Source organism: Streptomyces johnsoniae, assembly GCF_031845565.1.
GTDB lineage: Bacteria > Actinomycetota > Actinomycetes > Streptomycetales > Streptomycetaceae > Streptomyces > Streptomyces johnsoniae.
On record NZ_JAVREV010000020.1, the window covers coordinates 63,684 to 88,667 of the forward strand.

Annotated in this window: 19 protein-coding genes; 11 read left to right on the forward strand and 8 right to left on the reverse strand. The window is 69.8% G+C overall.

Going from position 1 to position 24,984, the window contains the following annotated elements:
* The first annotated feature begins 164 nt into the window (after positions 1–164).
* Complete coding sequence (locus RM779_RS28590; protein WP_311620675.1) at positions 165–4,919, forward strand: discoidin domain-containing protein; 4,755 nt, start codon at positions 165–167, stop codon at positions 4,917–4,919.
* Between the two features lie 46 nt (positions 4,920–4,965).
* Here RM779_RS28590 and RM779_RS28595 read toward each other — a convergent pair whose 3' ends face one another.
* The gene (locus tag RM779_RS28595; RefSeq protein ID WP_311620676.1) at positions 4,966–6,000 is read right to left on the reverse strand and encodes a LacI family DNA-binding transcriptional regulator; all 1,035 of its coding nucleotides are present in this window, start codon (positions 5,998–6,000) and stop codon (positions 4,966–4,968) included.
* A gap of 385 nt (positions 6,001–6,385) precedes the next feature.
* On the opposite strand from RM779_RS28595, the gene RM779_RS28600 reads away from it, so the two are divergent.
* The 3 genes from RM779_RS28600 to RM779_RS28610 are packed head-to-tail and all read left to right on the forward strand — an operon-like array spanning position 6,386 to position 9,643.
* Complete coding sequence (locus RM779_RS28600) at positions 6,386–7,708, forward strand: ABC transporter substrate-binding protein (RefSeq protein ID WP_311620677.1); 1,323 nt, start codon at positions 6,386–6,388, stop codon at positions 7,706–7,708.
* A gap of 31 nt (positions 7,709–7,739) precedes the next feature.
* A complete protein-coding gene (locus RM779_RS28605; protein WP_311620678.1) occupies positions 7,740–8,699 on the forward strand; it encodes a carbohydrate ABC transporter permease in 960 nt (319 codons plus the stop codon).
* A complete protein-coding gene (locus RM779_RS28610) occupies positions 8,696–9,643 on the forward strand; it encodes a carbohydrate ABC transporter permease (RefSeq protein ID WP_311620679.1) in 948 nt (315 codons plus the stop codon). Before RM779_RS28605 ends, RM779_RS28610 begins: the two co-directional genes overlap by 4 nt.
* A 217-nt stretch (positions 9,644–9,860) precedes the next feature.
* Here RM779_RS28610 and RM779_RS28615 read toward each other — a convergent pair whose 3' ends face one another.
* The 4 genes from RM779_RS28615 to RM779_RS28625 all read right to left on the reverse strand — a co-directional run bounded on the left by RM779_RS28615 (position 9,861) and on the right by RM779_RS28625 (position 12,183).
* Positions 9,861–10,850, reverse strand: a complete 990-nt coding sequence (locus RM779_RS28615) for a hypothetical protein (protein WP_311620680.1) — start codon at positions 10,848–10,850, stop codon at positions 9,861–9,863.
* The gene (locus tag RM779_RS28620) at positions 10,847–11,302 is read right to left on the reverse strand and encodes an NUDIX domain-containing protein (protein ID WP_311620681.1); all 456 of its coding nucleotides are present in this window, start codon (positions 11,300–11,302) and stop codon (positions 10,847–10,849) included. Before RM779_RS28620 ends, RM779_RS28615 begins: the two co-directional genes overlap by 4 nt.
* Positions 11,303–11,707: 405 nt before the next feature.
* Positions 11,708–11,866 (reverse strand): DUF7848 domain-containing protein, encoded by a 159-nt coding sequence (locus RM779_RS33900; protein WP_449657310.1) that lies wholly within the window; start codon positions 11,864–11,866, stop codon positions 11,708–11,710.
* Positions 11,866–12,183: a hypothetical protein gene (locus tag RM779_RS28625; RefSeq protein WP_311620682.1), complete on the reverse strand. Its 318-nt coding sequence runs from the start codon at positions 12,181–12,183 to the stop codon at positions 11,866–11,868. The genes RM779_RS33900 and RM779_RS28625 overlap by 1 nt, the downstream gene beginning before the upstream one ends.
* Positions 12,184–12,371: 188 nt before the next feature.
* On the opposite strand from RM779_RS28625, the gene RM779_RS28630 reads away from it, so the two are divergent.
* Positions 12,372–13,544: a helix-turn-helix domain-containing protein gene (locus RM779_RS28630; protein WP_311620683.1), complete on the forward strand. Its 1,173-nt coding sequence runs from the start codon at positions 12,372–12,374 to the stop codon at positions 13,542–13,544.
* Between the two features lie 161 nt (positions 13,545–13,705).
* Here RM779_RS28630 and RM779_RS28635 read toward each other — a convergent pair whose 3' ends face one another.
* Entirely contained in the window at positions 13,706–14,779 is a 1,074-nt protein-coding gene (locus RM779_RS28635) for a LacI family DNA-binding transcriptional regulator (protein ID WP_394813413.1), read from the reverse strand.
* A 217-nt stretch (positions 14,780–14,996) separates the two neighbouring features.
* Here RM779_RS28635 and RM779_RS28640 point away from each other — a divergent pair, with 217 nt between their 5' ends.
* The 5 genes from RM779_RS28640 to RM779_RS28660 all read left to right on the forward strand — a co-directional run bounded on the left by RM779_RS28640 (position 14,997) and on the right by RM779_RS28660 (position 22,624).
* Positions 14,997–15,923 carry a carbohydrate ABC transporter permease gene (locus RM779_RS28640; protein WP_311620684.1) on the forward strand — a complete coding sequence of 309 codons (927 nt, stop codon included), beginning with the start codon at positions 14,997–14,999 and terminating at the stop codon, positions 15,921–15,923.
* A 6-nt stretch (positions 15,924–15,929) separates the two neighbouring features.
* Entirely contained in the window at positions 15,930–16,877 is a 948-nt protein-coding gene (locus tag RM779_RS28645; RefSeq protein WP_311620685.1) for a carbohydrate ABC transporter permease, read from the forward strand.
* Between the two features lie 65 nt (positions 16,878–16,942).
* On the forward strand, positions 16,943–18,277 hold the full coding sequence (locus RM779_RS28650; RefSeq protein WP_311620686.1) for an ABC transporter substrate-binding protein: 1,335 nt from the start codon (positions 16,943–16,945) through the stop codon (positions 18,275–18,277).
* 150 nt (positions 18,278–18,427) lie between these two features.
* A complete protein-coding gene (locus RM779_RS28655) occupies positions 18,428–20,485 on the forward strand; it encodes a beta-galactosidase (RefSeq protein ID WP_311620687.1) in 2,058 nt (685 codons plus the stop codon).
* A 63-nt stretch (positions 20,486–20,548) separates the two neighbouring features.
* A complete protein-coding gene (locus RM779_RS28660; protein ID WP_311620688.1) occupies positions 20,549–22,624 on the forward strand; it encodes an RICIN domain-containing protein in 2,076 nt (691 codons plus the stop codon).
* 301 nt (positions 22,625–22,925) lie between these two features.
* Here RM779_RS28660 and RM779_RS28665 read toward each other — a convergent pair whose 3' ends face one another.
* Entirely contained in the window at positions 22,926–23,462 is a 537-nt protein-coding gene (locus RM779_RS28665) for a dihydrofolate reductase family protein (RefSeq protein WP_311620689.1), read from the reverse strand.
* A 46-nt stretch (positions 23,463–23,508) separates the two neighbouring features.
* On the opposite strand from RM779_RS28665, the gene RM779_RS28670 reads away from it, so the two are divergent.
* Positions 23,509–23,673 (forward strand): hypothetical protein, encoded by a 165-nt coding sequence (locus tag RM779_RS28670; protein WP_311620690.1) that lies wholly within the window; start codon positions 23,509–23,511, stop codon positions 23,671–23,673.
* 20 nt (positions 23,674–23,693) lie between these two features.
* Here the strand turns inward: RM779_RS28670 and RM779_RS28675 are convergent, their stop codons facing one another.
* Positions 23,694–24,605 (reverse strand): S41 family peptidase, encoded by a 912-nt coding sequence (locus RM779_RS28675; protein ID WP_311620691.1) that lies wholly within the window; start codon positions 24,603–24,605, stop codon positions 23,694–23,696.
* Positions 24,606–24,984: the final 379 nt, after the last annotated feature.

The following is a 24,984-nucleotide window of genomic DNA, read 5'->3' on the forward strand; positions in this document are numbered from 1 at the left end:
GGCCGGACGCGGCCGTGAGCGGAAGGCGCCGATCAACGTTCTCTCCCCGCCCACGCGGGTCGCATATTGGCTGTGTCCAAGTGGTTTTCCTCGTCGGCACGTGCCGGTACCTTCCTCCTCTAGAAAACGTTTGCCATCCATCAGCTCGGAGGAGCGACATGCACGTGCCGCGAAGAGGCGCCCCGAGACCGCAGCACCCGCCCTCCCGGCCGGTGCTCGGCGTGATGACGCTGCTGGTCCTGGTGGCGGGGCTGCTGACCGCGGTCCCCGCGGGGGCCGACGAGCGTTCCGGCGGGGGCAACGTCGACGTCCTGACCTTCGGCGACGAGGCGTCCGAGGCGGCCCACGGCCTGGTGGCGCCCGGCACCACGGTGGAGACGGGGGCGGCGGGGGAGACGGCACGGGTGGCGCGGCCGCCGGACCCGCCCGGCCCGCGGGCGGCGGACCTGACGTTCACCATGGCGGTCGACCCGCGCGACCAGAACTACCTGACGGTCAAGTTCTGGGGCGGGGACACCAGCACGGAGAAGTCGATCGTGTACGTCAACGGCGAGCAGCTCGGCTACCGCAGGTCGGGTGACTACGAAGCGCTCAACCCCGGGCACGCCCGCCCGGTGCCGGACCGTTTCGTCCACGCGACGGTGATGCTGCCGCTGGCCATGACCCAGGGCGAGGAGGAGGTGCGGATCACCCTCGCGTCCTTCGCGAACGACTTCTCCACCCCGCTGACCGCCCCCTCGCGCGGCTTCTACCGCGCGTACACGCACACCGACGCCCGGGTGGACCTCTCGGCCGAGGAACTGCCGGCCGGGAACCTGCCCACGCAGGTGGCGGACGCGCTGCCGGCGGCGGAGCGGCAGGCTCTGATCGACGGGTACACGCAGACCCAGCTCGACAACTTCCACACCATGTCGGAGACGGTCGACGCCTCGGGCACCGCCCGGTTGAGCATCGAACGCTACAAGGACGATCTGCGGTTCTACGCCACCGCGCTCACTCAGGACTGGTCACCGGCCGAAACACCGGAGGACAAGGCGGCGGCGCTCGAACGGATCTTCCGGACCATCGACAACCACGTCATCGACTACTACGGCAACACCATGCTCCTCGGCAACGGCGGCCACCAGTCCGACTGGGGCGGCTACTACGGCGCGCTCGGCGAGGCGCTGTACATCGTCGAGAACCTCATCGCGGACGAGGAGGTCTACGGCCGCGAACGGTTCGACGCCTTCCTCGACCAGCCCTTCGACACCGGCACCGAGGCCGGCGAGACCTCGCTGGCCGCCGAGGACTGGGACGGCGGCGAACTGACCCGCCGCGAGGCGTGGGAGCGCACCCTCAAGGCCAACTTCGACTTCGCCCGCTCGCGGCTCTCCTACATCTTCAACCAGGTCATGTACACCTACGAGGGGGCCTGGGAGGCCCACGAGGGCCTGCGGGTCATCGGCAGCGAGTTCTACGAGGGCAAGGAACGCAGCCACGCCATCGTGCGGGAGTCGCTCGGCATCGCGCCGTTCCTCGGCGAGGAGGTGCTCGTCGGCCCCGAGGGCGAGGAACTCGACCTCTTCCACTCGCTCTTCTGGCACGACCGCACCGCCCGCTACACCGACGACTACCGGCAGATCGTCATGAAGGGCCTGGCGCGCAGCGCGCTCGACGAGGACGGCGGCGTCCGGCGCCGCCTCCCGCTCGGCGAGCACTACCCCACGATCACCGCGGCCGGTCTCACCCGGGAGAACGGCTACGTCGGCAACTACGGCGAGTCCACCAACTACTTCCCCGAGTGGTTCCACCGCACCTGGGGGCACGCGGGCGACGAGGAGCTGAACGACGAGATCCTGGAGATCACCCTGCGCAACGTCCACGCCCGCGGCTACACCCGCTACAGCGACACCGACGCGGACGGCAACCGCGTCATGCGGATGAACCAGGTCGTCGACGAGCGCAACACCGGCTTCCCCGGCAAGCTCGCCTACACCAGCGTGGACCGCCCGATGCACTTCGCCTCCCTGGAACAGCACATGGCCGACCACGCCGGGCACTACGCGGGCGAGGAGTGGGCGGACAGCTGGCGGTACGCGGCGGAGGCCGTCGGCTTCATGCAGCAACAGCTCGCCGACAACCAGTACTTCAACAACTTCGCGACCAACACCGGCGCCAAGTGGCGCGAGGATCTGCGGCTGGCCGAGACCTACGCGTACGTCACCGGCGGGCGCGCCGCGTACGAGCGGTTCGACGGCGAGACGCGCGCCCGAGTGGTGCTGCCGCAGACGGATTTCGACCGTTACACCGAGGACCAGCTCGCCGCGCTCGGCGTGGACCCGGCCGACTACGAGCGGTTCGCCTGGGTGGACGTCGACAACGCGTTCGTCTCGCTCCGCGACGGCGACACCCGCGTCTTCGGCGCGCTCAACGAACGCCAGCGCGGCTACGCGGGGAACGGCCGGCTGCATGTGCTGAACGGCGATCACCACGCGATCGTGCAGGTCGAGACCGAGGGCGTGTTCGCGTACGAGGACTACTACGGCAGGATGGACAACATCGATGTCGACTTCATGGAGGACCAGCAGACCGGCGGCGCCGACGCCCCGCAGGCCCTGGCCGGCGAAATCGCGCCGATCGTCCGCCAGCCCGGCGTCGGCGAGGTGCGGCGGGAAAACTTCGAGGCGGACCACGCCTACTCCGGCTACCCCGACCTGCTGACCGCCCAGTACGGCGAGTACTTCTTCGCGTTCAACACCACGCGCCCCGAGTACGGCAACGAGACCAGCCACGAGGTGCGGCTGCCCGCGGGCACCCGCGGGCGCGTGCTCGACCTCGTCTCCGGCACCGAACTGCGCGTGCGCGACGGCGCCGTCGCCGTGCCGCCCCGCTCCGCGATCGTGCTGAGGCTCGACGACCCGGCCACCGAGCGGCGGCCGTCGAACGTCGACTTCGTCCACGCGGTCCCGGGCGACGGCGGAACCGCGCTCAGCTGGAACCCCTCCGCGGGGGCGGAGCACTACATCGTCCGGCGCGCGAGCCGCGGCGACGGCGAGTTCGAGACCGTCGCCCGCCGCGTCACCGGCACCGATTTCGTGGACGAGCACGCGCGGGACGGCCGTTCCTCCTCCTATTCCGTGACCCCGGTCAACCGGCACGGCCGCGGCGCCGCGTCGCACCCCGTCGAGGCGGACCCGACCGACCCGGTCTCCCCGCGGCTCGCGGGCACCGGCTGGCGCGACGACCGGCTCGGCTCCCTCACCGCCGGCCGGGCCCGCGTCTCCCGCGACGGCATCACCATCACCGGCGGGAACGGCTCGGGACTGGGCGCGGGCGACGACTACATGCTCCACACGCGCGACATCGACGACTCGCTGCACTACGTCAGCCGCCCGCTGACCGGCTCGGGGACCGTCACCGCGCGGCTCGACGGGCACGCGGGGCCGGCGACCGGCGTCATGCTGCGCGACTCGGCCGACCAGGACACCCGGCACGACCGCTACGTCTACTTCGGCGCCGACCAGGACGGCAACCTCGTGCTGGCCAACCGTTCCCGCGACAGCCGCCACGACTGGCAGGACGAGGTCCGCAGCCCCCTCAGCCTGCTGGCCGAGGGCATGGACGCCGACTCCCACCCCTGGCTGCGCCTGCAACGCGACGCCGGAACCGGCCTGGTCACCGCGTTCGCCTCGGCGGACGGCCTGACCTGGGAGTACGCCGGAGAGCTGTTCACCCCCTTCGCGCAGAGCGTCCACGCGGGGGTCACCGCGGCCCGGAGCGGCACGTTCACCGCCGTCGACGTGGACCGCACCGCCCCGGACGAGGTCCTGCCCCACGCCCGTCGGGACGCCGACCGCGTCACCCTCACGTGGAACAAGCCCAAGGACGCCGTGTCCTTCGAGGTCTACCGCACCGACGACGCGCGCACCGCCCGGCAGGACCCCGCCCGCCGCCCGCACGGCTGGGAACGCGTCGCCGAAGGCCCCGCCACCTCCGTCACCGACCACCTGCGCACCGGTCAGGCGTACTACAAGGTCGTCGCCCGGCTCGCCGACGGCGGCCACCGCACCTCGCGCCGGCCCGTCGCAGCCGAGGCAGAACCGCTGGAACAGGTCATCGCCCGGGCCGGGGACGTCGATCCGGGCGCCCACACCCGAGGCAGCCACTTCCTCTTCACCGAGGAGCTGGCCGCGGTCGAGGCCGCGGCGAGCCGGCCGGACGCCGACGTTCCCGCGCTGGTCGACCGCGTCTACGCCGCCTACGGGCTGCTCGTCCTTCGCGACACCCTGCTCCGCCCGGTGCCGGTGACGAGGGACATGGTGCTCGCCTCCACGCCGCCCTGGGGCGGCGGGGGCACCCCGCAGGACAACGCCTGGCGCGCCTTCGACGGCGACACCGCCACCTTCACCGACACCACGGCGGCCACCAGCTGGATCACGGTCGACTTCGGCGACGGCGGGCCGGTCGGCGTCGACGCCGTGCGCCTCCACCCCCGCACCGGTCAGGTGACACGGGCGAACGGCACCCGGCTCCAGAGCTCGAACGACGGCGGCCTGACGTGGGAGACGTTCCACACCGTCCAGGGCGTGGGCGAACCGCGCTGGTACGACGTGGCGTTGACGGAGCGGGTGAGCAGCCGGCTCTTCCGGATCTTCGACGACCACGACGGCCGGGCCAACCTCGCCGAGGTCGAACTCCGGTCCTGGACACGCGACCTCACCCTGGCCGCGCTGCTCCTCGACCGCGCCGCCGCGGTCGACCGCGGCCGGTACACCGAGGACACGCTGGCCGCTCTCGACGCCGCCGTCGCCCGCACGCAGGAGGCGGTCGATGCGGCGGACGGCGGCCAGGAAACCGTCGACACCGCCGCCGACGGCCTGCTGGCGGCCCTGACCGGACTGGCGGCCCTGACCGGACTGGCGGAACGCGCCGCCTGACGCCCGCCCCGCCCCCCGCCCTCCGTCGCCCCCTGCCGCCCGCCGTTCAGGAGCGCGCGGGGGGCGGCGGGGGCGCGGTGGATTCGCGGATCACCAGGTGGGTGCCGAGCACGAGGTGCTGGTCCGCCGCGGAGATCGTGCCCTCCCGAAGCCCCAGCGACAGCCGCACGGCCGCGCGGCCCAGCTCCTCGTACGGCACGTGCACCGTCGTCAGGCGTGGGCGGAGATCGGTGGCCGGCGCGACATCGTCGTAGCCGACCAGGGACACGTCCTCGGGCACGCGCAGGCCGCAGTCGTTCAGGGCGGTCAGCGCACCGGCCGCGGCGCTGTCGGTGACGGCGAAGACGGCCGTGAACGCCAGGCCGCCGCGGATGCTCCCGACGATCCGGTCATGGGCCGTGTCCCGCTCGAAGTCCGATTCGATCACCAGCCGTTCGTCCTCATCGCCGCCGTGCTCGCGCAGCGCCCTGCGGTATCCGGCCAGCCGCGCCGTCGCCGTCGTCGTGCCGAGCGGGTCCGCGCCGACGAAGGCGATCCTGCGGTGCCCGCGGGCCAGGAGGTGGCTGACGGCCGCATGCGCCCCGGCCTCGTTGTCGTACTCGATGACCGTCGCGGGCACCCCGTCGCCGATCGGCGGCCGGCCGCACAGCACGAGCCGCGAACCGGACGCCTCCAGGGAGCGGGCGACCTCCGCGAGCCGCCGCCGGTACCGCTCGTCGTCCATGACGCCGCCGACCAGGATCACCGCGCCCGCCCGCTGCGCGCGCATGGTGCGCACCACGGCGAGTTCGCGTTCCGCGTGCCCCTGGGTCGTGCAGATGAGGCAGAGCCGCCCGCGCCGGGCGGCCTCCTCCTCGACCCCGTGGGCGACCAGCGCGAAGGACGGGCCGCGCACGTCGTTGACGACGAACGCGACCGACTCGGTCGCCTGCCCTCGCAGGGCGCGGGCGTGCGAGTTGGCCACGTAGTCCAGCTCCTCGACCGCGCGCAGCACGCGCTGACGCGTGTGCCGCGTCACCGGGTAGGACCCCGACAGGACCCGGGAGACGGTGGCGACGGACACCCCGGCTCGTTCGGCCACGTTCCGCAGTGTCTTGGGGCCTTCGCTCGGGCTCACCGGCCGGATGAATAGAAAAGGTTCATCTCCATCTTGCCGAGTGTAAGCGTGTGTTGCGCGTCCAGCCACCCTGGCCCGAGAAGTTCGGGCACGAGCATTGACGCGCTGTGAAAGGGGCGTCTAGCGTGCCGGTACGGCGCGATCCGGGGGCAAGGGCCCGGTGCGTGACGGCAGAAAAGGATTTCTCTGCGCCGGGGGATGTGCCGTCCCCGTCGATGGATGACGGCGGGTCGGCACCCAGCTTGAGAAAACGTTTACTTTCAAAGTGCACCACGGACGGTCACGTCGGCGCCGGGGACCGGCGTGCGACGGCCCGCACCACGGATCGGAAACCTCAGGGAGCAGGAGCATGAAGAGCGCGATGAGGCGTTGCCTGACCGGCGGCGTGACCCTCGGTCTCGTCGTCGGCGTCACGGCGTGCGGCGGGGGCGGCGACGACGACTCCGGATCGGGCTCCGGTCCGGTGACGATCGAGCTGTGGAGTGACCGCGCCGGCACCGAGACGGCGGTCGCCGCCTTCAACGCGGCGCACGAGGACGTCACGATCGAATGGGTCAACGTCCCGAACGCCGACCTGCCGAACAACCTCAACAACGCCCACGAGGCCGGTGACTCCTCCGGCACCGCCTGTCTGGCGCAGACCGACAACCGCAACGGCGCCATGCTGCTGGCGCAGGGAGTGATCGCCGACATCGGCGAGCAGGTCGAGCCGCACACGGACGCGTTCTCCGAAGGCGCCGTGGACGCCCTGACGATCGCCGACACCGTCTACGGGGTCCCCATCCAGCGCCAGCCGCTGTTCTCGGTGTTCTACGCACCGGCCTTCGAGGAACGCGGCCTCGACTACCCGACGACGTGGGAGGAGGCGATCGAGGCCGGGCGGGAACTGAAGGAGGACGGCATCCACATCTTCAACCTGGCCGGTGAAGACCCCTCCACGTTCATGGGCCTCGCCTGGCAGGCCGGGGCGCGCTGGTACCAGGTGGAGGGCGACGCCTGGAAGATCGACTTCGTCAACGACGCGTCGCTGTGGGCCGCGGACGTCATGCAGACGCTGCTGGACGAGGACCTGGTCGAGCGCATCTCCTACGCCGAGTACGCGGCGATGATGCAGCAGTACGACCAGGGGAGGATCGCCATGCGGCAGGTCTCCACCTGGCAGCTCGCCGGCCACCAGCGCAACATGGACGCGTCACTCGGCCAGTGGGAGCCGGCGCCCAACCTCATGGACCCCGGCGCGAGCGCACCGGTCTCGGCGGCGGACACCGCGGGTTACATGGTTCCCTCGCTGTGCGAGAACCAGGAGGCGGCGGTCGAGGCGGCCGTGTGGCTGGCCACCCAGGAGGAGCCGGTCACCGCGATGGCCGACCCCGTCGACGGCTCCGGCTGGTACCCGGCCGTGACCGATTCCCGGCCCTACCTCGACGCCGTCGTACCGCGCGATCTGTTCGGCGAGCACGCCGGGCAGGCCGTGCCGGTCATCGAAGAGGCGGCGGCCGAATTCGCCGAAGGCTGGGTCTACGGGCCGAACTCCGCCGCCATGTACGAGGAACTCGCCGATCAGTGGGGGAAGGCGATGAACGGCGAGATCACCGTCGAGTCGGTCCTGACGCACATGCAGGAGTGGACCGTGCGCGATCTGGAACAGCAGGGCCTCAACGTCGTCGAGTGACCCGGTTCCCGAACAAGGTGAGGCACCTCCCATGACGATTACCGTCACCAAGTCGGCGTCGGCTGGTACCAGACCGGACGCATCCGCTCATCGCCGATCGCCACGCTGGCGGACACTGCGCGCGGTCAAGGGCGCGGGCTTCGCCGCCCCCTTCCTCCTCGGTTTCCTGTTCGTGTTCGTCGTCCCGGTGGGGTACGCCCTGTACGAGAGTCTGTTCTCCGAACGGAGTTCCGGCCTCGGAATCGGCGGCCGGGAACGGGTGTTCGTCGGCTTCGACAACTTCTCCCGCGGCTTCGAGGACGGCGCCTTCTGGCTGTCCATCGGCCGGGTCCTGACGTTCGCGAGCATCCAGATCCCGGTCATGCTGCTGCTCGCCCTGACGATGGCGCTGCTGCTCGACACCGTCGCCACGCGCACCGCCCACCGGTACCGGCTGGCGTTCCTGGTGCCCTACATGATCCCGGGCATCGTCGGCACGCTCATGTGGATGTACCTCTACAGCCCACGGCTGGGACCGATCACGGACATCCTCGACGGGCTCGGCATCAGCAGCAACTTCTTCGCCTCGGAGATGCTGTGGGTGTCGATGGGCAATCTGCTCACCTGGAACGGCGTCGGCTTCAACATGCTGATCATCTACGGGGCCCTGCGGGCGGTGCCGCGGGAGATCTTCGACGCGGCCCGGGTCGACGGCGCCTCGGAGTTCAGGATCGCCATGTCGATCAAGGTGCCGTACGTGCGGGGCGCACTGGTGCTGACCAGCATGCTGTCGATCATCGGAATGCTTCAGATCTTCAATGAGCCGCTGCTGTTCCGTCAGGTGGCACCGGAAACGGTGACAAAGAGCTACACGCCGATCATGTTCATCTACTTCCAGGCGTTCGACAGCAACGACTACGGCTATGCCGCCGCCCTGTCGATCATCCTCGCGATGCTCGTCGGCGCCGTCTCCTTCGCCTTCTACAAGCTCACGAACAGGCCGCAGCCATGACCCTCACCGAACAGGACGCGACCACCACCGTGTTCCGTGACCGCAGGCGCCGGCGGGCGCAGCGCCGCGCCGCGGAGGACCGGGACGAACGCCCGCCGGGCGGCCGCCGCCCGGCCTCGTCCCGCGTGCTGGTCCTGGTGGCCCTCGCCCTGCTGACGCTGTACTCCGTCGCCCCCGTGTGGTGGCTGATCGTGTCGGTCACCAAGGATCAACGGGACCTGCTGTACTCCAACGGCCTGTGGTTCGCCGAGTTCAACTTCTTGGACAACCTTGATCAGGTATTCACCTACAACGACGGCATCTTCGTGCGCTGGATGGGAAATTCCCTGCTCTACGCCGGAGTCGGCGCCGCTGTGTGCACCCTGATCTCGGTCGCCGCCGGATACTCACTGTCCCGCTTCAGCTGGCCCGGGCGGCAGGCCGCGATGGCCGCGGTCATCGGCTCGTTCCTCATTCCCGGCGCCATGCTGACCCTGCCGCTCTATCTCCTCTTCGCCGAGGTCGGCCTCGTCGACTCCGTCTGGGCGGTCCTCATCCCGACGTTCATCAGTCCGTTCTCCGTCTACCTCGCCAAGGTCTACGTGGACGGCGCCATCCCCGAGGAGATCATCGAGGCCGCACGGATCGACGGCGCGGGCGAGGTGCGGATCTTCTTCCAGATCGTCGCCAGGATGATGACCACCGGCAGCGCGACGGTCTTCCTGCTGTCCTTCGTCAGCAACTGGAACCAGTTCTTCCTGCCACTGACCATGCTGCGCGGCGAGGACAAGTGGACGCTCAGCCTGGGGCTCTACTACTGGAACGCCAAGCGCGACGAGGCCGGGACCGACCTCACCGCGCTCGTGCTCACCGGGGCGCTGCTGTCCATCATCCCGCTGGCCCTCTTCATGATCGCCATGCAGCGCTACTGGCGCACCGGCGTCACCCTCGGCAGCCTGAAGTAGCCCACCCCCCCGCCCGGCACCGGCCGCCCGCCCGTGCCGGGAGGGGAGCCCTCGTCCGTCGGTGGCCCTTGAACTGCCGCCCGGCTGCTAGAACTGGGCGCGGGCCAGCCTGATCACCAGCCGGCAGAGAAAAGTGGCGGGTCCTCACCGATCCAAACGTTCCTGATTAGCGTTTCTGGACGATACACGAGGTCAGGGATATGAGGAGGAAAACCGCTCAGGCGGTCAGGCCGGGTTCGAAGTACCCCGGCGTACGGAAGAGGCCCGCGAAGGTCCCGGGGCCGTGCCGCTCATCCAGCCACGCCCCGAGTGCGCCCACATCGCCGCTGATGATGGCTGATAGGAGGCGCGTGTGGCACTCGCTCTCTTCTCCAGTGGCGAACTCCTCAAGGAAGTGCGAATACCGACGATTGACGCCTTTCTCGTAGCCGCTGAGGGCCGCCGCGTATCGCGTCTGCTCTTCGCTTCCCGTCATGTCCAGCACGTGCTCGGTGTCCTCCTCTCTCAGCGTTCCCGTCACGTCCCGGAACGCGAGTGCGCCGAGGATGTCTGAGGGTTCCGTCACGCCGAAATGCTCTGCCGTCTGCCGGGTGATGGCGCGCGCATCTCTGTCGCACGCCCCCTCCATGACGATTCCTAGGTTTCTGGTGTGGTGGCTTCGGCGCTGGTCGGCAGCCGAGTAGGACTGTCCGCTTGTGCGGCGGTAGTTGATTCCGTACTGAGTGCGGACGGGCACACCTGCTACTTCGACATACCGCCGACGCGATCCGTAGTGAAGGCAGTCGTGCGTATACGCGCGCAGGAGATCGAGAAGGGCCAGCGCCGGGCACTCGGGGTTCCGCCGTTCCAGAGGCCCGTACATGGTGATGACGGCCACCATTTGAAAGTGCCGATACCCCTGGTCCGGGTGGTGAAATCCACCGAAGGCACCAGCACGCGAGGACTCGCAGCCGACCAACACACGCTCAAGCGGCAACATCTGCACCATCCCGTACCCGGCGTACCGGCGTTTGGCGGCTTCAACGCCATCACGGAAAGGCGTGGTGTCGATGCCGTCCGCTTCCCACGTGCTGAGCCTTTCCGAGAGGGGCCGGAACACGTGGGCGGGGTGCTTTCCCGTGAGCAGGGACGCATCGGCGCGCATCGCTGCGAGTACTGCTATTTCCTTAGCGCCGATAACGGACTCGTTCGGGGCGAGTTCCGTCAACTCACTGTGCCTGCCTTGATGAGCTGAACATGAGACTCCTGCGTCCCTTCCGGGAGCGCATCCGGGTAGCACCATTTCGCCTCCAGAATTTCGAAGCCGTCAATCTTGAGAGTTCCGCCCACATGAAGAGCTGCGTACGCGATCTCCACGCGGAGCTTGTAGCCGCTGGTTACTTGAACCAGTCGCCCCGGAGCGACGTCAAGGCCGGTTTCTTCCCGGACCTCTCGGACGATGGTCTCGGGAAATTCCTCGTTCTTGATTGCGTACCCGGTCGGGAGCCCCCATGGCCGGTCGGCAGGCCACATGCGGTGTTTGAGCAGTAGGACTTGACCTTGTTCGTTCCGCACCACACCCGTGACGCCGATCATGAACTTGGCGTGGGCGAACCACAGGACACGCCATTGCAGAGGGCCACGGATGAGTTTCCAGATTCGGGCAATAATTCGCTTCATACGCACACTTCCATAGGGCAAGCGCCTGGTGCGCTTGCGGTACCTGACTCAACCTGTGCCACGGGGTTCGGGTCACGCCCAGGCTTTGCCCCCCGCCTGGCGGTGTTGTTCTTCTGCCCTCCGGGCGGGGCTCCCGGCCTCGCGTTGGTGCGGGGGCCGGGATGCTCGTAGCAGATGGGGTGCCTGCCCCCGGCGGTCGAACCGGAAGCTTGCCGGCCATCCGAGGGCGAATTGCGGTGAGGCGGCGGCACCACGGCTGCCGAAGTCGACATGGCGCTTCCCGCGCGGATTGTGCCGATCACTTCGCGCCGGTGCCCTGCGATTCTGGTCACTGGAAGTCTCCTGGAATCATGGTGCGCGGAAGTTAGGAATGCTGACGGTAATTGACGTGCCTGACGTTCTCCCTTAATGGGCGAAGGTCCATTTCTGTGCTGTCTCGGTCTCTTCTTCGATCGGTCCCTTCTCGCCGAAGTCAGCGCACTCGCATGCCACCTTGACGGGGGCAGCGTCCGAATCGTGATTCGGCGTCAATATACAGTTCCGGAAGCGGCGGCGCGTGCCCATCACTCACCCGCCCCGTTGTGGCCGTGGTGCAGCCTCATATCGCGAAACTCGGCCACGTTCAGCCCGTGATGCAGGTACTCGGGCAGCCGTTCGGCGAGGAACCGCAACTCGTGCTCAGTCGCGCCACCGTTCGCCGGCACGGCCGACGAGTGTTCAAGCGCTATGGCCGCGTCGTGGAGCTGGGCGCCCGCCGACGAGTCAGCGAGACGGGCAAGCGTCCCGGCCTTGTTGCCCGGCGAGAGCAGGCCGGGCGCCCTTCTCCTTCGTGCCACGGCAACATCCGTGCGACCGCCGACGCTGTACGTGAACTCAGGCATGGTTGACTGCTCCTTTCAGCTGGCTCATGCCCCCGAGCCGACGCGCATCGGTTGCGGAGGCCTCCTGACACTCAGTCAACACGTGCGCTGACGTGCGGGCTTGCACACTTCATGCACAGCGGCGTGCGGCACTCCTCCATGGCTGGCAGCATTGAAGTCCCGAGACGACCGACGGGAGGCTTCAGACCATGACCGGAACAACGAAGATGCCCGGGCCCGGCCAGAACGTCGCGGTTCTCCGCAAGGCCCGTGGGATGGGACAGGCGGCGCTGGCGCGCAGGGCGGGCATTTCCGTATCGCTGCTCAGTAAGATTGAGATCGGTGACCGGACACTGAGTCAGGGAGTGGCTGCATCCATCGCAAGCTCTCTCGGTTATACGCTCGATGAGGTGCTGGGTAAGACCCCAGTCGAACCAGCCAATGAGGGGAAAATCAAAGAGCTTAGGGGGGCAATTCGACGCTTCGATCTTCCGGGTGAACCGCACCAGAACTCGAGCGAACTTGTCGGCGCCCTTGGAGAGATCATCCGGTTGCGGGGTAATGCTGATCTCGCGGGGGTACTGAGCCGCTTGCCAGGGCTGTTGGCCGACGCGACAAACCATGCCCATGTCGTTGGACGTCCTGGCGCCTGGTCAATGGTGGCTGACGTTTACAGCACTGTTTACTGGTTGGCTGCCCGTCACCGCTGGATGGATCTTGCTGATCTGGCGGTCACCAAGCAGAGGATGGCGGCTGAGCGCGCTGATCCGCTGGCGGCAGTAATCGCAGCGCGGGACGAGGCGGGCACATTCCTGAACTTTGGCGACTTCGCGGGAGGGCTAGCAGTAGTTGATCGCGCCGTGGTTCAGGCAGAAACCATCCTCACAGCGCACGAACGCCTTTTTGGGCTGGGGATTTTGCATCTCCGAGGAATGACTCTGGCCGGGCGACTCAAAGATAAAGTCGAGGCGGCGCGGCACCGAGAACAGGCGTGGCGAATGGCTGATGAGTTCCCCCGTGATGCTGGGGATCACGGTATTCATTTCGGCCCGGAGAACACGCTGACTCATGTCGTGGCCACGTCCGTAGACCTGGAGGAATACGGCGACGCATTGTCTGCCATGGAGAACATCAGTCACAATCCGCTTTCCCTGCCGGCAACGCGAATCGGGCCGCTCCGCATGAATTTTTCTCGGGCGCGGCTCGCACTTGGCGATCGTGAGGGTGCGCTCGACTCGCTCTCTGATGCTTGGGATGCTGCTCCCCAAATGGCCCGGGTTCACCCGCACAGCCAAGAGCTTCTGCGCGTCTTGACTTCCATTCATCGCAGGAGCAACCCCAGGCTCATGACGTTGGCCAAACGAGCCGGAATCCCCTTCTGACGTTGTCAACATCTTATCGCGCACCTGAAACCGTTCAGCCGCAGCCTCGTTGACCAGGTCCAGCGCCTGCTCCGAGTGCACTCGGCGATGTCCGCGGCCCGGTCCGAAATCTCTGCCGCGTGCGCCTGCCCGCCCGGGAGAGGACAGGGGGGTGCGGGCCGTCAACTCCCCGGGCGGGGTGGGGCGGTGGTGGAGCGGACGACGAGGCGGGTGGGTACGAGCGTGGTGCCGCGTTCGGGTGCGTCGGTGCGGAGCTGGCGCAGTACGCCCTCCACGAGCAGGCGGCCGACCTGCGCGAAGTCCTGGTGGATGGTGGTCAGCGGCGGGATGAACGAGGCCGCCTCCGGAATGTCGTCGAACCCGACCACGCTGATGTCCCCGGGCACGGCCCGGCCCTTCTCGTGCAGCGCGTGCAGCAGCCCGAGCGCCATCTGGTCGTTGGCCGTGAACACCGCCGTGCAGCCGGGCTCGTCGGCCAGGCGCAGCCCGGCGCGGTAGCCGGACTCGGCCGACCAGTCGCCCCGCACCGGCGGCGGCGACTCCCGGCCGGCCTCCGTCAGGGTGGCCCGCCAGGCGTCGGCCCGCCGCTGCGCGGCGAAGGACTCCTCGGGGCCCGCCAGGTGCCAGACCGTGCGGTGGCCGAGGTCCAGCAGGTGGCGCACCGCCTCGCGGGTGCCGCCGGCCTGGTCGGTGTCGACGACGCTGTAACGGTCGCCCGCGTCGGAGTCGGCGACCACGACCTGCACGCCGGGCGGCAGCGAGACCGTGGCCGTGTCCAGCAGGTGCACCTCCATGATCACGATGAAGGCGTCCACGGCCAGCTCGCCGAGCCGCGTGAACGCGCCGCGCACCTCGTCCTGCGTCGGCGCGGCCACCGGCAGCAGCGTGACGGCGTAGCCCTCGTGCGCGGCGGAGGAGGCGATGGCTTCGAGCGTGCGGACGTTCCCGGTGGTGGAGAGCGTGAACAGGATGACGCCCAGCGTGCGGAACTCGCCGCTCTTCAGGGCGCGGGCCGCGCTGTTGGGCCGGTAGCCGAGCTCCTTCATGGCGGCCAGCACCTGCAGACGGGTCGCCTCGACGACGGTCGGGTGGCCGTTGGAGACGCGGGAGACAGTTTGCGAGGAGACGCCGGCCAGCCGTGCGACGTCCGCCATGGAGACCCGGCGCACCCGCCGGGCCGCCGGGGCCGCGGCCGGGGGAGAGGGACTGTCCTCGCTGTCCACGGGCTCCGCCATGTTCGTCCGCCTCCCGAAGTCTTGACGCGTTCCAGGGAGAAGTGTAAACATCTCGCGACACTGATGTTTGCGTAAACATCGCGTAACGCCGTCGCCGCCCCCGGGGCGGATGTTTGCGCGAACGTGGATCTTTCCCGGCAGCACGAGCCGAGCAGCACGAGCCGAGCAAGACGAACCGAGCAAGACGAGCCGTACATCACGACGAGCGAGGTACCGCATGACGACGCTGTCCCCGCCCGCGCGAGCGGGACGCAACGCGCTGTCCCCGCCCGGGCCACGCCGCAGGCGCCGCTGGACGGGCTGGGCGTTCGTCGGACCGTTCATGGCGGTCTTCGCGCTCGTCTTCCTGGCCCCCATCGGGTATTCCCTCTACCTCAGCCTCTACCAGGATCAGCTGGTCGGCGGGAACTCGTTCGTCGGCCTGGACAACTACCAGCGCGCCCTGGAAGACCCGCAGTTCTGGGAAGCGCTGGGCCGGGTGGCGACATTCCTGGCCGTCCAGGTGCCGATCATGCTCTGCATCGCGCTGCTGGTGGCCCTGGCACTGGACAGCGGCCGGCTGTACGGCAGGGACTTCTTCCGCATCACGATCTTCCTCCCCTACGCCGTGCCCGCCGTCGTCGCCACCCTGATGTGGGGCTTCATGTACGGCACCCGCTTCGGCCTGGTCGGCAACATCAACGACGCCCTGGGCACCGACCTGCCCGACCCGCTCTCGCCCGATCTGATACTCGCGGCCATCGGCAACATCGTGACCTGGGAATTCGTCGGCTACAACATGCTGATCTTCTACTCCGCGCTCCGCGTCATCCCGCACTCGCTCTACGAGGCGGCCGAGATCGACGGAGCCGGGCAGTGGCGCGTGATCACCGCCATCAAACTGCCCGCGATCCGCGGTGCGCTGGTCATCGCGACGATCTTCTCGATCATCGGCACCTTCCAGCTGTTCAACGAGCCGAGCATCCTCCAGAGCCTGGCCCCGAACGCGATCACCAGCGACTACACGCCCAACCTCATGACCTACTCGCTGTCCTTCGCCGGCCAGCAGCACAACTACGCGGCCACGGTCGCCATCGTCATGGGCCTGCTGACCATGATCGTCGCCTACGTCGTGCAGCTGCGCGGCATGCGAAAGGAGTCGTGAGCGGCGATGAGCGCTCCCGCCCCGACCGTCAACGCGCCGCACAGCACCAGGAGCCGCGCGCCGCGGCTGCGCCCCGCCCGACGTGCCGGCGGCGCCGCGGGCCGCCCGGGCCGCAATCGCCGCAGCGTCCCGCTGACCCTGGTCACCGGACTGGTCCTGCTCTACACGCTGGTGCCGCTGGCGTGGCTGTTCGTCAACGCCACCAAGACGCAGTCCAGCCTGCTCGACTCCTTCGGCCTGTGGTTCAGCGGCGACTTCGCCCTCTTCAGCAACATCGCCGACACCTTCACCTACGACGACGGCGTCTTCGGCCGCTGGCTGCTGAACACCCTCATGTACGTGGTCCTCGGCGCCGGCGGTGCCACGTTCCTGGCCGTGCTGGGTGGCTACGCGCTGGCCAAGTACGACTTCCCCGGCAAGCGCGGGGTGTTCGCCGTGGTCATCGGGGCCGTCGCGGTGCCGGGAACGGCGCTCGCGGTCCCCACGTTCCTGATGTTCAGCGAGATGGGGCTGACCAACACCCCCTGGGCGGTGATCATTCCGTCCCTGATCTCGCCGTTCGGGCTCTACCTGATGTGGGTGTTCGCCAGCGAGGCGATCCCCACCGAACTGCTCGAAGCCGCCAGGATCGACGGCTCCGGCGAGATCGGCACGTTCTTCCGGGTCGCGCTGCCCATGCTGGCGCCCGGCATCGTCACGGTCTCCCTGTTCACCATCGTCGCCACCTGGAACAACTACTTCCTGCCGCTCATCATGATCAAGGACCCCGACTGGTACCCGCTGACCCTGGGGCTCAACGCGTGGAACGCGCAGGCGTCCACGGCAGGCGGCGAGGCCATCTTCAACCTGGTGATCACCGGCTCGCTGCTCACCATCGTCCCGCTGATCGCCGCGTTCCTCCTCCTCCAGCGCTACTGGCAGTCCGGCCTGGCCGCCGGAAGCGTGAAGGGATGAGCCGCCCGCGCCCCCTCAACTCCCGTCCGCACCCTGTTCTCTGACGACGAAGTGAGATGACGACCATGACCACCTTCAGACGCCCCCTGGTCCGCGGCGCGGCCGCGGCCTGCGCCCTGGCCCTCGGGCTCACGGCCTGCGGCTCCTCCGACGACGACGCCGGTGAGGAGTCATCGCCCGACGCGGTGCAGGCCGCCCTGGAGGAGGGCGGCGAGATCACGGTGTGGGGCTGGGACCCCACCCTGGAACAGGTCGTCGCCGACTTCGAGGCCGCCCACCCGAACGTGGAGGTCGACCTGGTCAACGCGGGCACCAACACCGACCAGTACACCGCGCTCCAGAACGCCATGTCCGCCGGCTCCGGCGTGCCCGACGTCGCGCAGATCGAGTACTACGCCATCAGCCAGTTCACCATCTCCGAATCCCTCACTGACCTGTCCTCCTTCGGCGCCGACGATCTGGACGGCACCTTCTCGCCCGGCCCGTGGAGCACCGTGCAGGTGGGGGACGGCATCTACGGACTGCCCACGGACTCCGGCCCGATGGCGCTGTTCTACAACCAGGACGTCTTCGACGAGCACGGCATCGAGGTGCCGACCACCTGGGACGAGTACGTCCAGGCCGCCCGCGATCTCCACGCGGCCGACCCCGACGTCTACATCGGCGCCGACGCAGGCGACGCCGGCTTCGCCACCAGCATGATCTGGCAGGCCGGGGGCCGCCCCTACACCGTGGACGGCACCGAGGTGGCGATCGACTTCACCGACGAGGGCTCCGCGGCGTTCGCCGAGACCTGGCAGCAGCTCCTCGACGAGGACCTGCTCGCGCCCATCACCGCCTGGAGCGACGAGTGGTACCAGGGCCTGAACGACGGCACCATCGCCACCCTCGCCACCGGCGCGTGGATGCCGGGCAACCTGGTGTCCGGCGCGCCGGACGCGGCCGGCTCGTGGCGCGTCGCGCCGCTGCCCCAGTGGGAGGAGGGGGCGAACGCCAGCGCGGAGAACGGCGGTAGCTCCCTCGCCATACCCTCGGCCGCCGGCAACAAGGAACTGGCCTACGCCTTCCTGGAGTACGCCAACGTCGGCGAAGGCGTCGGCGTCCGCGTCGCGGACGGGGCGTTCCCCGCCACCACCGCCGAGCTGGAGTCGGAGGAGTTCCTGAGCACCGAGTTCGAGTACTTCGGCGGTCAGACGGCGAACGAGATTTTCGCGGCGTCCGCCGCGAACGTCGGCGAAGGCTGGTCGTACCTCCCCTACCAGGTCTACGCCAACTCGGTCTTCAACGACACCGTCGGCCAGGCGTACATCTCCGGAACCACGCTCACCGAGGGGCTCGCCGACTGGCAGCAGATGTCCGCCGACTACGGCACGGAGCAGGGCTTCACCGTCCAGGAGTGACCGCCGCGGCGGGCCGCGCCCCCGGCCCGCGGCCCGCCACGGCTGCCCCGGCCCGCCCCGGAACGACCCCTCCGTGCACCGGCGCCACCGCCCGGGCCCCGCCCCGGCCGGTGTGCCGGCACCCGCACGCGCACAGTCAAGGAGAAGCACATGCCCCGCGCCTCGACACACCGCTGGCCGCTCCGGCCCGCCGCCACGGACGGCACCGCCCGCCGCTTCGAATACGGCGCCGACTACAACCCGGAACAGTGGCCGAAGGAGGTGTGGCGCGAGGACATCCGGCTGATGCGCGAGGCCGGAGTCACCCTCGTCTCCCTCGCGATCTTCTCCTGGGCCCGCATCCAGCCGGCGCGGGACACCTGGGACTTCGCCTGGCTGGACGAGGTGATGGGCCTGCTCCACGACGGCGGCATCGGCGTCGACCTGGCCACCGCGACCGCCTCCCCGCCGCCCTGGCTGACCACGGCGCACCCCGAGATCCTGCCCGTCACCGCCACGGGCGAGACGGTATGGCCCGGCGCCCGCCAGCACTGGCGGCCCACCTCCCCGGTCTTCCGCTCCCACGCCCTGCGCCTGGTCACCACCATGGCGGAACGCTACGGCGACCACCCCGCCCTGGTCGCCTGGCACGTCAACAACGAGCTGGGCTGCCACAACATCTACGACTACTCCGACGACGCGGCCCACGCCTTCCGCACCTGGCTGCGCTCGCGCTACGGCGGCATCGACGCCCTCAACGACGCCTGGGGCACGGCGTTCTGGTCCCAGCGCTACACCGACTTCGAGCAGGTCCTGCCGCCCCGGCTCGCCGCCTCGCACCCCAACCCCACGCAGCAGCTCGACTTCAAGCGCTTCTCCTCCGACGCGCTGAAGGACTACCTGCGCGCCGAGCGCGAGGTGCTGACGCGGATCACCCCCGGCGTGCCGGTCACCACCAACTTCATGGTGATGGGCGAGACCAAGGGCATGAACTACGCCGACTGGGCCGCCGAGGTCGACTTCGTCTCCAACGACCACTACGTCCACCCCGGCCCGCAGGGCCTGGACGAACTGTCGTTCTCCGCCAACCTCACCGGCAACCTCGCGGGCGGCAAGCCCTGGTTCCTGATGGAACACTCCACCAGCGCCGTCAACTGGCAGCCCGTCAACCGGGCCAAGGAGCCCGGTGAACTGGCCCGGGACTCCCTGCTGCACGTCGCGCACGGCGCGGACGCCGTCTGCTTCTTCCAGTGGCGCCAGTCCGCGGCCGGCGCCGAGAAGTACCACTCCGCGATGGTGCCCCACGCCGGCCCCGACAGCGAACTGTTCCGCTCGGTCGCCGCCCTCGGCGCCACCCTGCGCGACCTCGCCCCGGCCGCCGGAACGGAACGGCTGCGCGCACCTGCCGCGATCCTCTTCGACTGGGAGTCGTGGTGGGCCAGCGAGCAGGACTCCCACCCCTCCTCGCGGCTGCGCTACCGGCAGGAGGCGCTGGACTGGTACTCGGCGCTCCTCGCCCTGGGCGTGCGCACCGACGTGGTGCCCACCGGCACCCCGCTGGACGGCTACGGCCTGGTCGTCGCGCCCGTCCTGCACGTCGTTCCCGAATCCCTCGCCAAGGAGCTGACCCGGTACGTCGACGGCGGCGGCCACCTGGTCACCACCTACTTCTCCGGCGTCGTCGACGAGCACGACCACGTCTGGCTCGGCGGCTACCCGGGACCGCTGCGCGACCTCCTCGGCATCCGCATCGAGGAGTTCGCCCCGCTCCAGGACGACGAGCGCGTCACGCTCGACGATGGCACCACCGGCACGCTGTGGACCGACCTCGTCACCGTCACCGACCCGGCCACCGAGGTCCTGACCCGCTACGCCTCCGGCCACGCCGCGGGCCGCCCCGCCATCACCCGCCGCGCCGCGGGGCCTGGCTCCGCCGCCTACGTCTCGACCCGCCTCGGCCCCGGGCAGCTGGCCGGAACGCTGACCCGCCTGCTCGACGCCGCCGGGGTGAGCGGCGAACTGCCGCGGGCCGTCCGGGGCCGCGCCGAGCTGACCGTGCGGACCGGACCCGACGCGGACTACTGGTTCCTGGTGAACCGCACCGACGAGCCCGTGTCCCTCGACGGCGTCACCGGCGAGGTCGTCGCCGGGACCGCCGCCGGCGCGGACAGCGGGCCCGTACTGCCCCCACGGGGCGTGATCGTCGTGCGGCGCCCGGCCGGCACCTGACCCCGGCCGCCGCACGATCTCCGCAGTACCTCGCAAGGAAGCGACAGGCACGAGGGAGAACCCATGAGCCGAAGAATCCGCACCACACCCCGCGCCAGGACGGGGCGCAGGGCCCTGGCCGCGTGCACCGTGCTGGCCGCCGCCGGCGGAACGCTCGCCGCCGGCCCGCTGCCCGCCGCGGGCGCCGCGGGGACGACCGCCGGGGCCGCCACCGCGGTCACCATCACACCCGATCCGTCCTATCAGGGCCAGGAGTTCGAGGGCTGGGGGACCAGCCTGGTGTGGTTCGCCAACGCCACCGGCGACTACCCGGACGAGATCCGCGAGGAACTGGCCGAGCTGGTCTTCGGCGACGAAGGACTGGCCCTCAACATCGCCCGCTACAACGTCGGCGGCGGCAACGCCCCCGACGTCACCGACTACCTGCGGGCCGGCGGGGCCGTCGAAGGCTGGTGGCAGGCGCCCGAGGGCACCACCCGCGAGGACACGGACTGGTGGAACGCGGACGACCCGGCCCACTGGAACGCGGACGCCGACGCCACCCAGCGCTGGTGGATCGACCGCATCGCCGAGGAGATCGACCACTGGGAGGCGTTCAGCAACTCCCCGCCGTGGTTCATGACAGAGAGCGGCTACGTCTCCGGCGGCTTCGACGCAAGCGCCGACCAGCTGCGCCGCGACTCGGTCGAGGACTTCGCCGCCTACCTCGTCGGCGCCGTCGAGCGGATCGAGGACGCGCACGGCATCGAGGTGGACACCCTCGACCCGTTCAACGAGCCCAACACCAACTACTGGAGCACCACGCTCGGTCCGGACGGCGAGCCCGTCGGCGGCCGGCAGGAGGGCGCCCACATGGGCCCCGAACTCCAGCAGGAGGTCATCAGCGCCCTCGCCGGGGAACTCGGCGCGGCCGGCACCGACGCCGTCATCTCCGCGATGGACGAGACCAACCCGACGACGTTCGCGACCAACTGGCAGTCCTACCCTCCTCAAGTGCGCGAGCTCGTCGACCAGATGAACGTCCACACCTACGGCACCGGCGGCCGCACGACCGTCAGGGACCTGGCCAAGGCGGAGGACAAGCCGCTGTGGATGAGCGAGGTCGGCGGCGACTGGGGCAACATCGGGCAGGACTTCGAGTCCATGGTCCCCGGCCTCGGCCTGGCCCGCCACATCGTCGACGACCTGCGCCAACTGGAGCCCTCCGCATGGGTGTTCTGGCAGCCCGTGGAGGACTTCGACAACATGGCGCCGGGCGGCGAGTCCGAGGAGGGCGGCAACTGGGGCAGCATCCAGCTGCCGTTCAGCTGCACGGACGAGGACACGCTGGAGAGCTGCCCGATCCACACCAACACCAAGTTCGACACGGCGCGGAACTTCACCCACTTCATCCGCCCCGGTGACCGGCTGATCCGCACCGACGAGCCGGCCAGCGTCGCGGCCGTCGACGGCGCGGACGGGGCCACCGTGGTCCACGTCAACGACTCCGCCGCGGACCGCGAGGTGACCCTCGACCTGTCGAAGTTCGCCAGGCTCGCGCGCGGCGCGACCGTCACGCCCGTGGTGACCGACGCGGACGGCGCGCTGGTGACCGGCTCGCCCGTGCGCGTGACCGACGACCGCGCCACCCTGACCGTGCCCGCCGAGTCGGTGACCACCTTCGTGGTGGACGGCGCCTCCGGCGTCGCCAGGGACGCCGCGCTGATCCAGCGCGACGCCTCCTACGCCCTCACCGGCGTGCAGAGCGGCCGTTCGCTGTCCGTCTCAGACGACGACGGCGGCGCCGCGGTCATCCGCACCGCCGACCCGGCCGACGAGGCCCAGCGGTGGGAGGTGCGGAAGGTGACGCGCGGCACGGACAACGCGCAGCGCTATGTGCTGAGCAACAGCGCGGACGACCAGCGCCTGGCGCTGCGCGACGGCGCGCTCGTCCTGGAACGCGACCGCGGGCGTGCCGACGCCGCGGCCCAGTGGATCATGTCCACCACGGGCGACGGCACCTGGACCTTCGTCAACGCCGCCACCGGCGAACTTCTCGAAGTCCCGGGCCAGGCCACCCACGACGGCGCCCCCGCAGGCGCCTGGCCACCCAACTCCGGCGACAACCAACGCTGGAACGTCACCCGCCTCGACCGCTGAGGAACAGGCGCCCTCCCGGCCCGGTTCCGCCCCGCCCACGGGGCGGAACCGGGCCTCCGCGGGCCTGTGCCCGCTCGGCCGCGTGCCGACCGTGAGAAGGTCTCTTTGAACTGTCGCTTCTGGACGGTCCGCCGCCCCGGCGTGAGGGGGCGTCCGCGCGGAGCGGGCGTCCGCGCGGCCGGTGTTGTCCGGAGCGAGGGCTCGGCCGGGCTCGGTGTTCTGCCCGTGATGTTCAGCGAGAGCGGGGAACGTGCCCCACGGGACGGGGGCCATGACAGCAGGCCAGTAGTCGCGACCGTGCCTACTTGCGCACGTGGAAGCGCAGCATGGTGACCCCGCCCGACTGGACGTTGCTGAACGGTTCCAGGTCGATCCGGTCGAGGCCCGGTGGCGCGAAGCGGACGCCGTCGCCGAGCAGCACCGGCAGCACGTACACCAGGATCTCGTCGACGAGGCCGCGCTGCAGGCACTGGGCGGCCACGTCGGCGCCGAGGATCTCCAGGTTCTCCTCGCCGGCGGCGCGGCGTGCCGTGGCCACGGCTTCCTCGATGTCGCAGGTCAGGAAGGTGACGTTGGGGTCCGGCTCGTCAGGCGGGCGGTGGGTGAGGACGAACTGCGCCCCGCCGTCGTAGCCGGTGTTCTCATCGGACATTCGCTTGCCGACCTCGTACGTGCCCCGGCCGATGAGCATGGCGCCCGTGGCCGCCATGACCTCCGGGAACGTCGCCGACGTCATGTGCTCGAATATCCAGTCCATCGTGTGGCCGGGACCGGCGATGAACCCGTCGAGGGACATCACCCTGTTCACGACCACTTTGCCGGTGCCCGCATCCGTCATGCGTCTTCTCCAAGCAGGTGGAAGGCCGGGATCGCATCATAGGTCGGTGAGCAACATCCTCTCCGGCCGGAGCCACGACCCGGACCTGTCCCACGGCGCCACCGCGGTGTTCATCGACGTGCTGATGCCCACCGTGTCCGATCTCGCCGCCGAGGACTGGGGCTTCCACTTCGCGGCGCTGGTGACCCTGCGGGACCAGAACGTCATGTGAGCCCACCATCGGTCGGGCGGTCAGCCGGAGGCGGTTCCCCGGCAGCGGGGGTGGGAGGCGAGCCAGTCGGTGGCGGCCCGCAGGGTGGCCCGTTCCCCTCTGGTCTCCTCGTCGGGCCGCAGCGGCTGATCGTGCGGGTAGACCCGGCCGGTACGATCAGCCTCGCGGACCTCGGTCAGGAGCAGCACCGCGCCGTCGGGAAGTTCGTGAAGGGCGTTCCCCGTGGGCACGCCGAAGGTGGGGCGGCCGAACGACCTGGTGTCGGGTCGCCCGCGGAAGGCGATGGCGACGGCTTCGCCGGCGCTCGCGGTCGCGGAACCGGTGAGGACGGCGACGGGCGGCATGGCGGGGAGGACCGGCTGCGCCGGACCGAGTACACCGCCCTCGACGAGCACGGCGCCCTCCTCGATCACCCAGGGGCCGCGCCGCCCGTCCGCGTGCACGAAGGCCCCCACCTCGCCGTCGCCGAGGAGCCCCGCGACGACGGCCAACTGCGCCCACATGTTGCCGCCCGTGTTCTCCCGGAGATCGACCACCCAGCCACATGCCCCGCCCCCGACGGCCTCCCGCACGGCGTCCCGCCCCTCCCGCACGTAGGCGGCCTCCCCCTCCTCGGAGGCAGGGGCCCCGGGCAGGGTGAGATGGGCGAACCCGCCGGGCAGTGACCGCCCCTGGGGCCCGGCGCCCTCGACCAGAGGCCCGTGGAGCACCTCCGCGGCCGCGTCCGGGCGGACCAGGTAACTGTGCCGGTCACCCAATGACCGGAGCGCGACCTCGATCGCCGCATGCGTGTCACCCGGTGTCCGCGCCCCGGCAGCCGGTCCGCGCGCCTCTGCGCGCACCGCCGGCCAGTCGACCCGCCGGCTGAGCAACGCGTTCTCCTCCATCAGGTCGAGAACGGTCGTCAGGTAGGCGTCGGCCTCACGGGACATCCCTCCGTCCGACCCGGGGGCCGACCCACTCCCGACGCCGCCACCGGCCAGCACGATCACCGCCAGGACAGGCACGACACGTCGCCACATCACCAACCAACTCACCCCCCACTGCGGAACGTTCGGCCGGGCACGCGAGGTTCCCCGCTTGGCTCTGTTCCACGAGAACCGGTTCCGGCTCTGAGGCGTGCGAGTCCACGCTTTGACCGCGGAGGCCACGAAGGCGCACGTCTGTTCCTCGGTATTCGGCCCTCACGGCTGGAAGCGACAGGCTTCAGGCAGGCAGGCCCGCCCAGGAACGCACATCACGCCAGTCGGTGAGCTCGATCCTGTGCAAGGGCATCGCACCCCGACCCACGAGCTGATCTTGCCAGGTGGC

Excerpts from the sequence above, each read along its gene's own strand:
- RM779_RS28600 (WP_311620677.1), top strand. The coding sequence starts at position 6,386 with ATGAAGAGCGCGATGAGGCGTTGCCTGACCGGCGGCGTGACCCTCGGT.
- RM779_RS28605 (WP_311620678.1), top strand. The coding sequence starts at position 7,740 with ATGACGATTACCGTCACCAAGTCGGCGTCGGCTGGTACCAGACCGGAC.
- RM779_RS28610 (WP_311620679.1), top strand. The coding sequence starts at position 8,696 with ATGACCCTCACCGAACAGGACGCGACCACCACCGTGTTCCGTGACCGC.
- RM779_RS28620 (WP_311620681.1), bottom strand. The coding sequence starts at position 11,302 with ATGAAGCGAATTATTGCCCGAATCTGGAAACTCATCCGTGGCCCTCTG.
- RM779_RS33900 (WP_449657310.1), bottom strand. The coding sequence starts at position 11,866 with ATGGGCACGCGCCGCCGCTTCCGGAACTGTATATTGACGCCGAATCAC.
- RM779_RS28625 (WP_311620682.1), bottom strand. The coding sequence starts at position 12,183 with ATGCCTGAGTTCACGTACAGCGTCGGCGGTCGCACGGATGTTGCCGTG.
- RM779_RS28630 (WP_311620683.1), top strand. The coding sequence starts at position 12,372 with ATGACCGGAACAACGAAGATGCCCGGGCCCGGCCAGAACGTCGCGGTT.
- RM779_RS28635 (WP_394813413.1), bottom strand. The coding sequence starts at position 14,779 with ATGGCGGAGCCCGTGGACAGCGAGGACAGTCCCTCTCCCCCGGCCGCG.
- RM779_RS28640 (WP_311620684.1), top strand. The coding sequence starts at position 14,997 with ATGACGACGCTGTCCCCGCCCGCGCGAGCGGGACGCAACGCGCTGTCC.
- RM779_RS28645 (WP_311620685.1), top strand. The coding sequence starts at position 15,930 with ATGAGCGCTCCCGCCCCGACCGTCAACGCGCCGCACAGCACCAGGAGC.
- RM779_RS28650 (WP_311620686.1), top strand. The coding sequence starts at position 16,943 with ATGACCACCTTCAGACGCCCCCTGGTCCGCGGCGCGGCCGCGGCCTGC.
- RM779_RS28655 (WP_311620687.1), top strand. The coding sequence starts at position 18,428 with ATGCCCCGCGCCTCGACACACCGCTGGCCGCTCCGGCCCGCCGCCACG.
- RM779_RS28660 (WP_311620688.1), top strand. The coding sequence starts at position 20,549 with ATGAGCCGAAGAATCCGCACCACACCCCGCGCCAGGACGGGGCGCAGG.
- RM779_RS28665 (WP_311620689.1), bottom strand. The coding sequence starts at position 23,462 with ATGACGGATGCGGGCACCGGCAAAGTGGTCGTGAACAGGGTGATGTCC.
- RM779_RS28675 (WP_311620691.1), bottom strand. The coding sequence starts at position 24,605 with ATGTCCCGTGAGGCCGACGCCTACCTGACGACCGTTCTCGACCTGATG.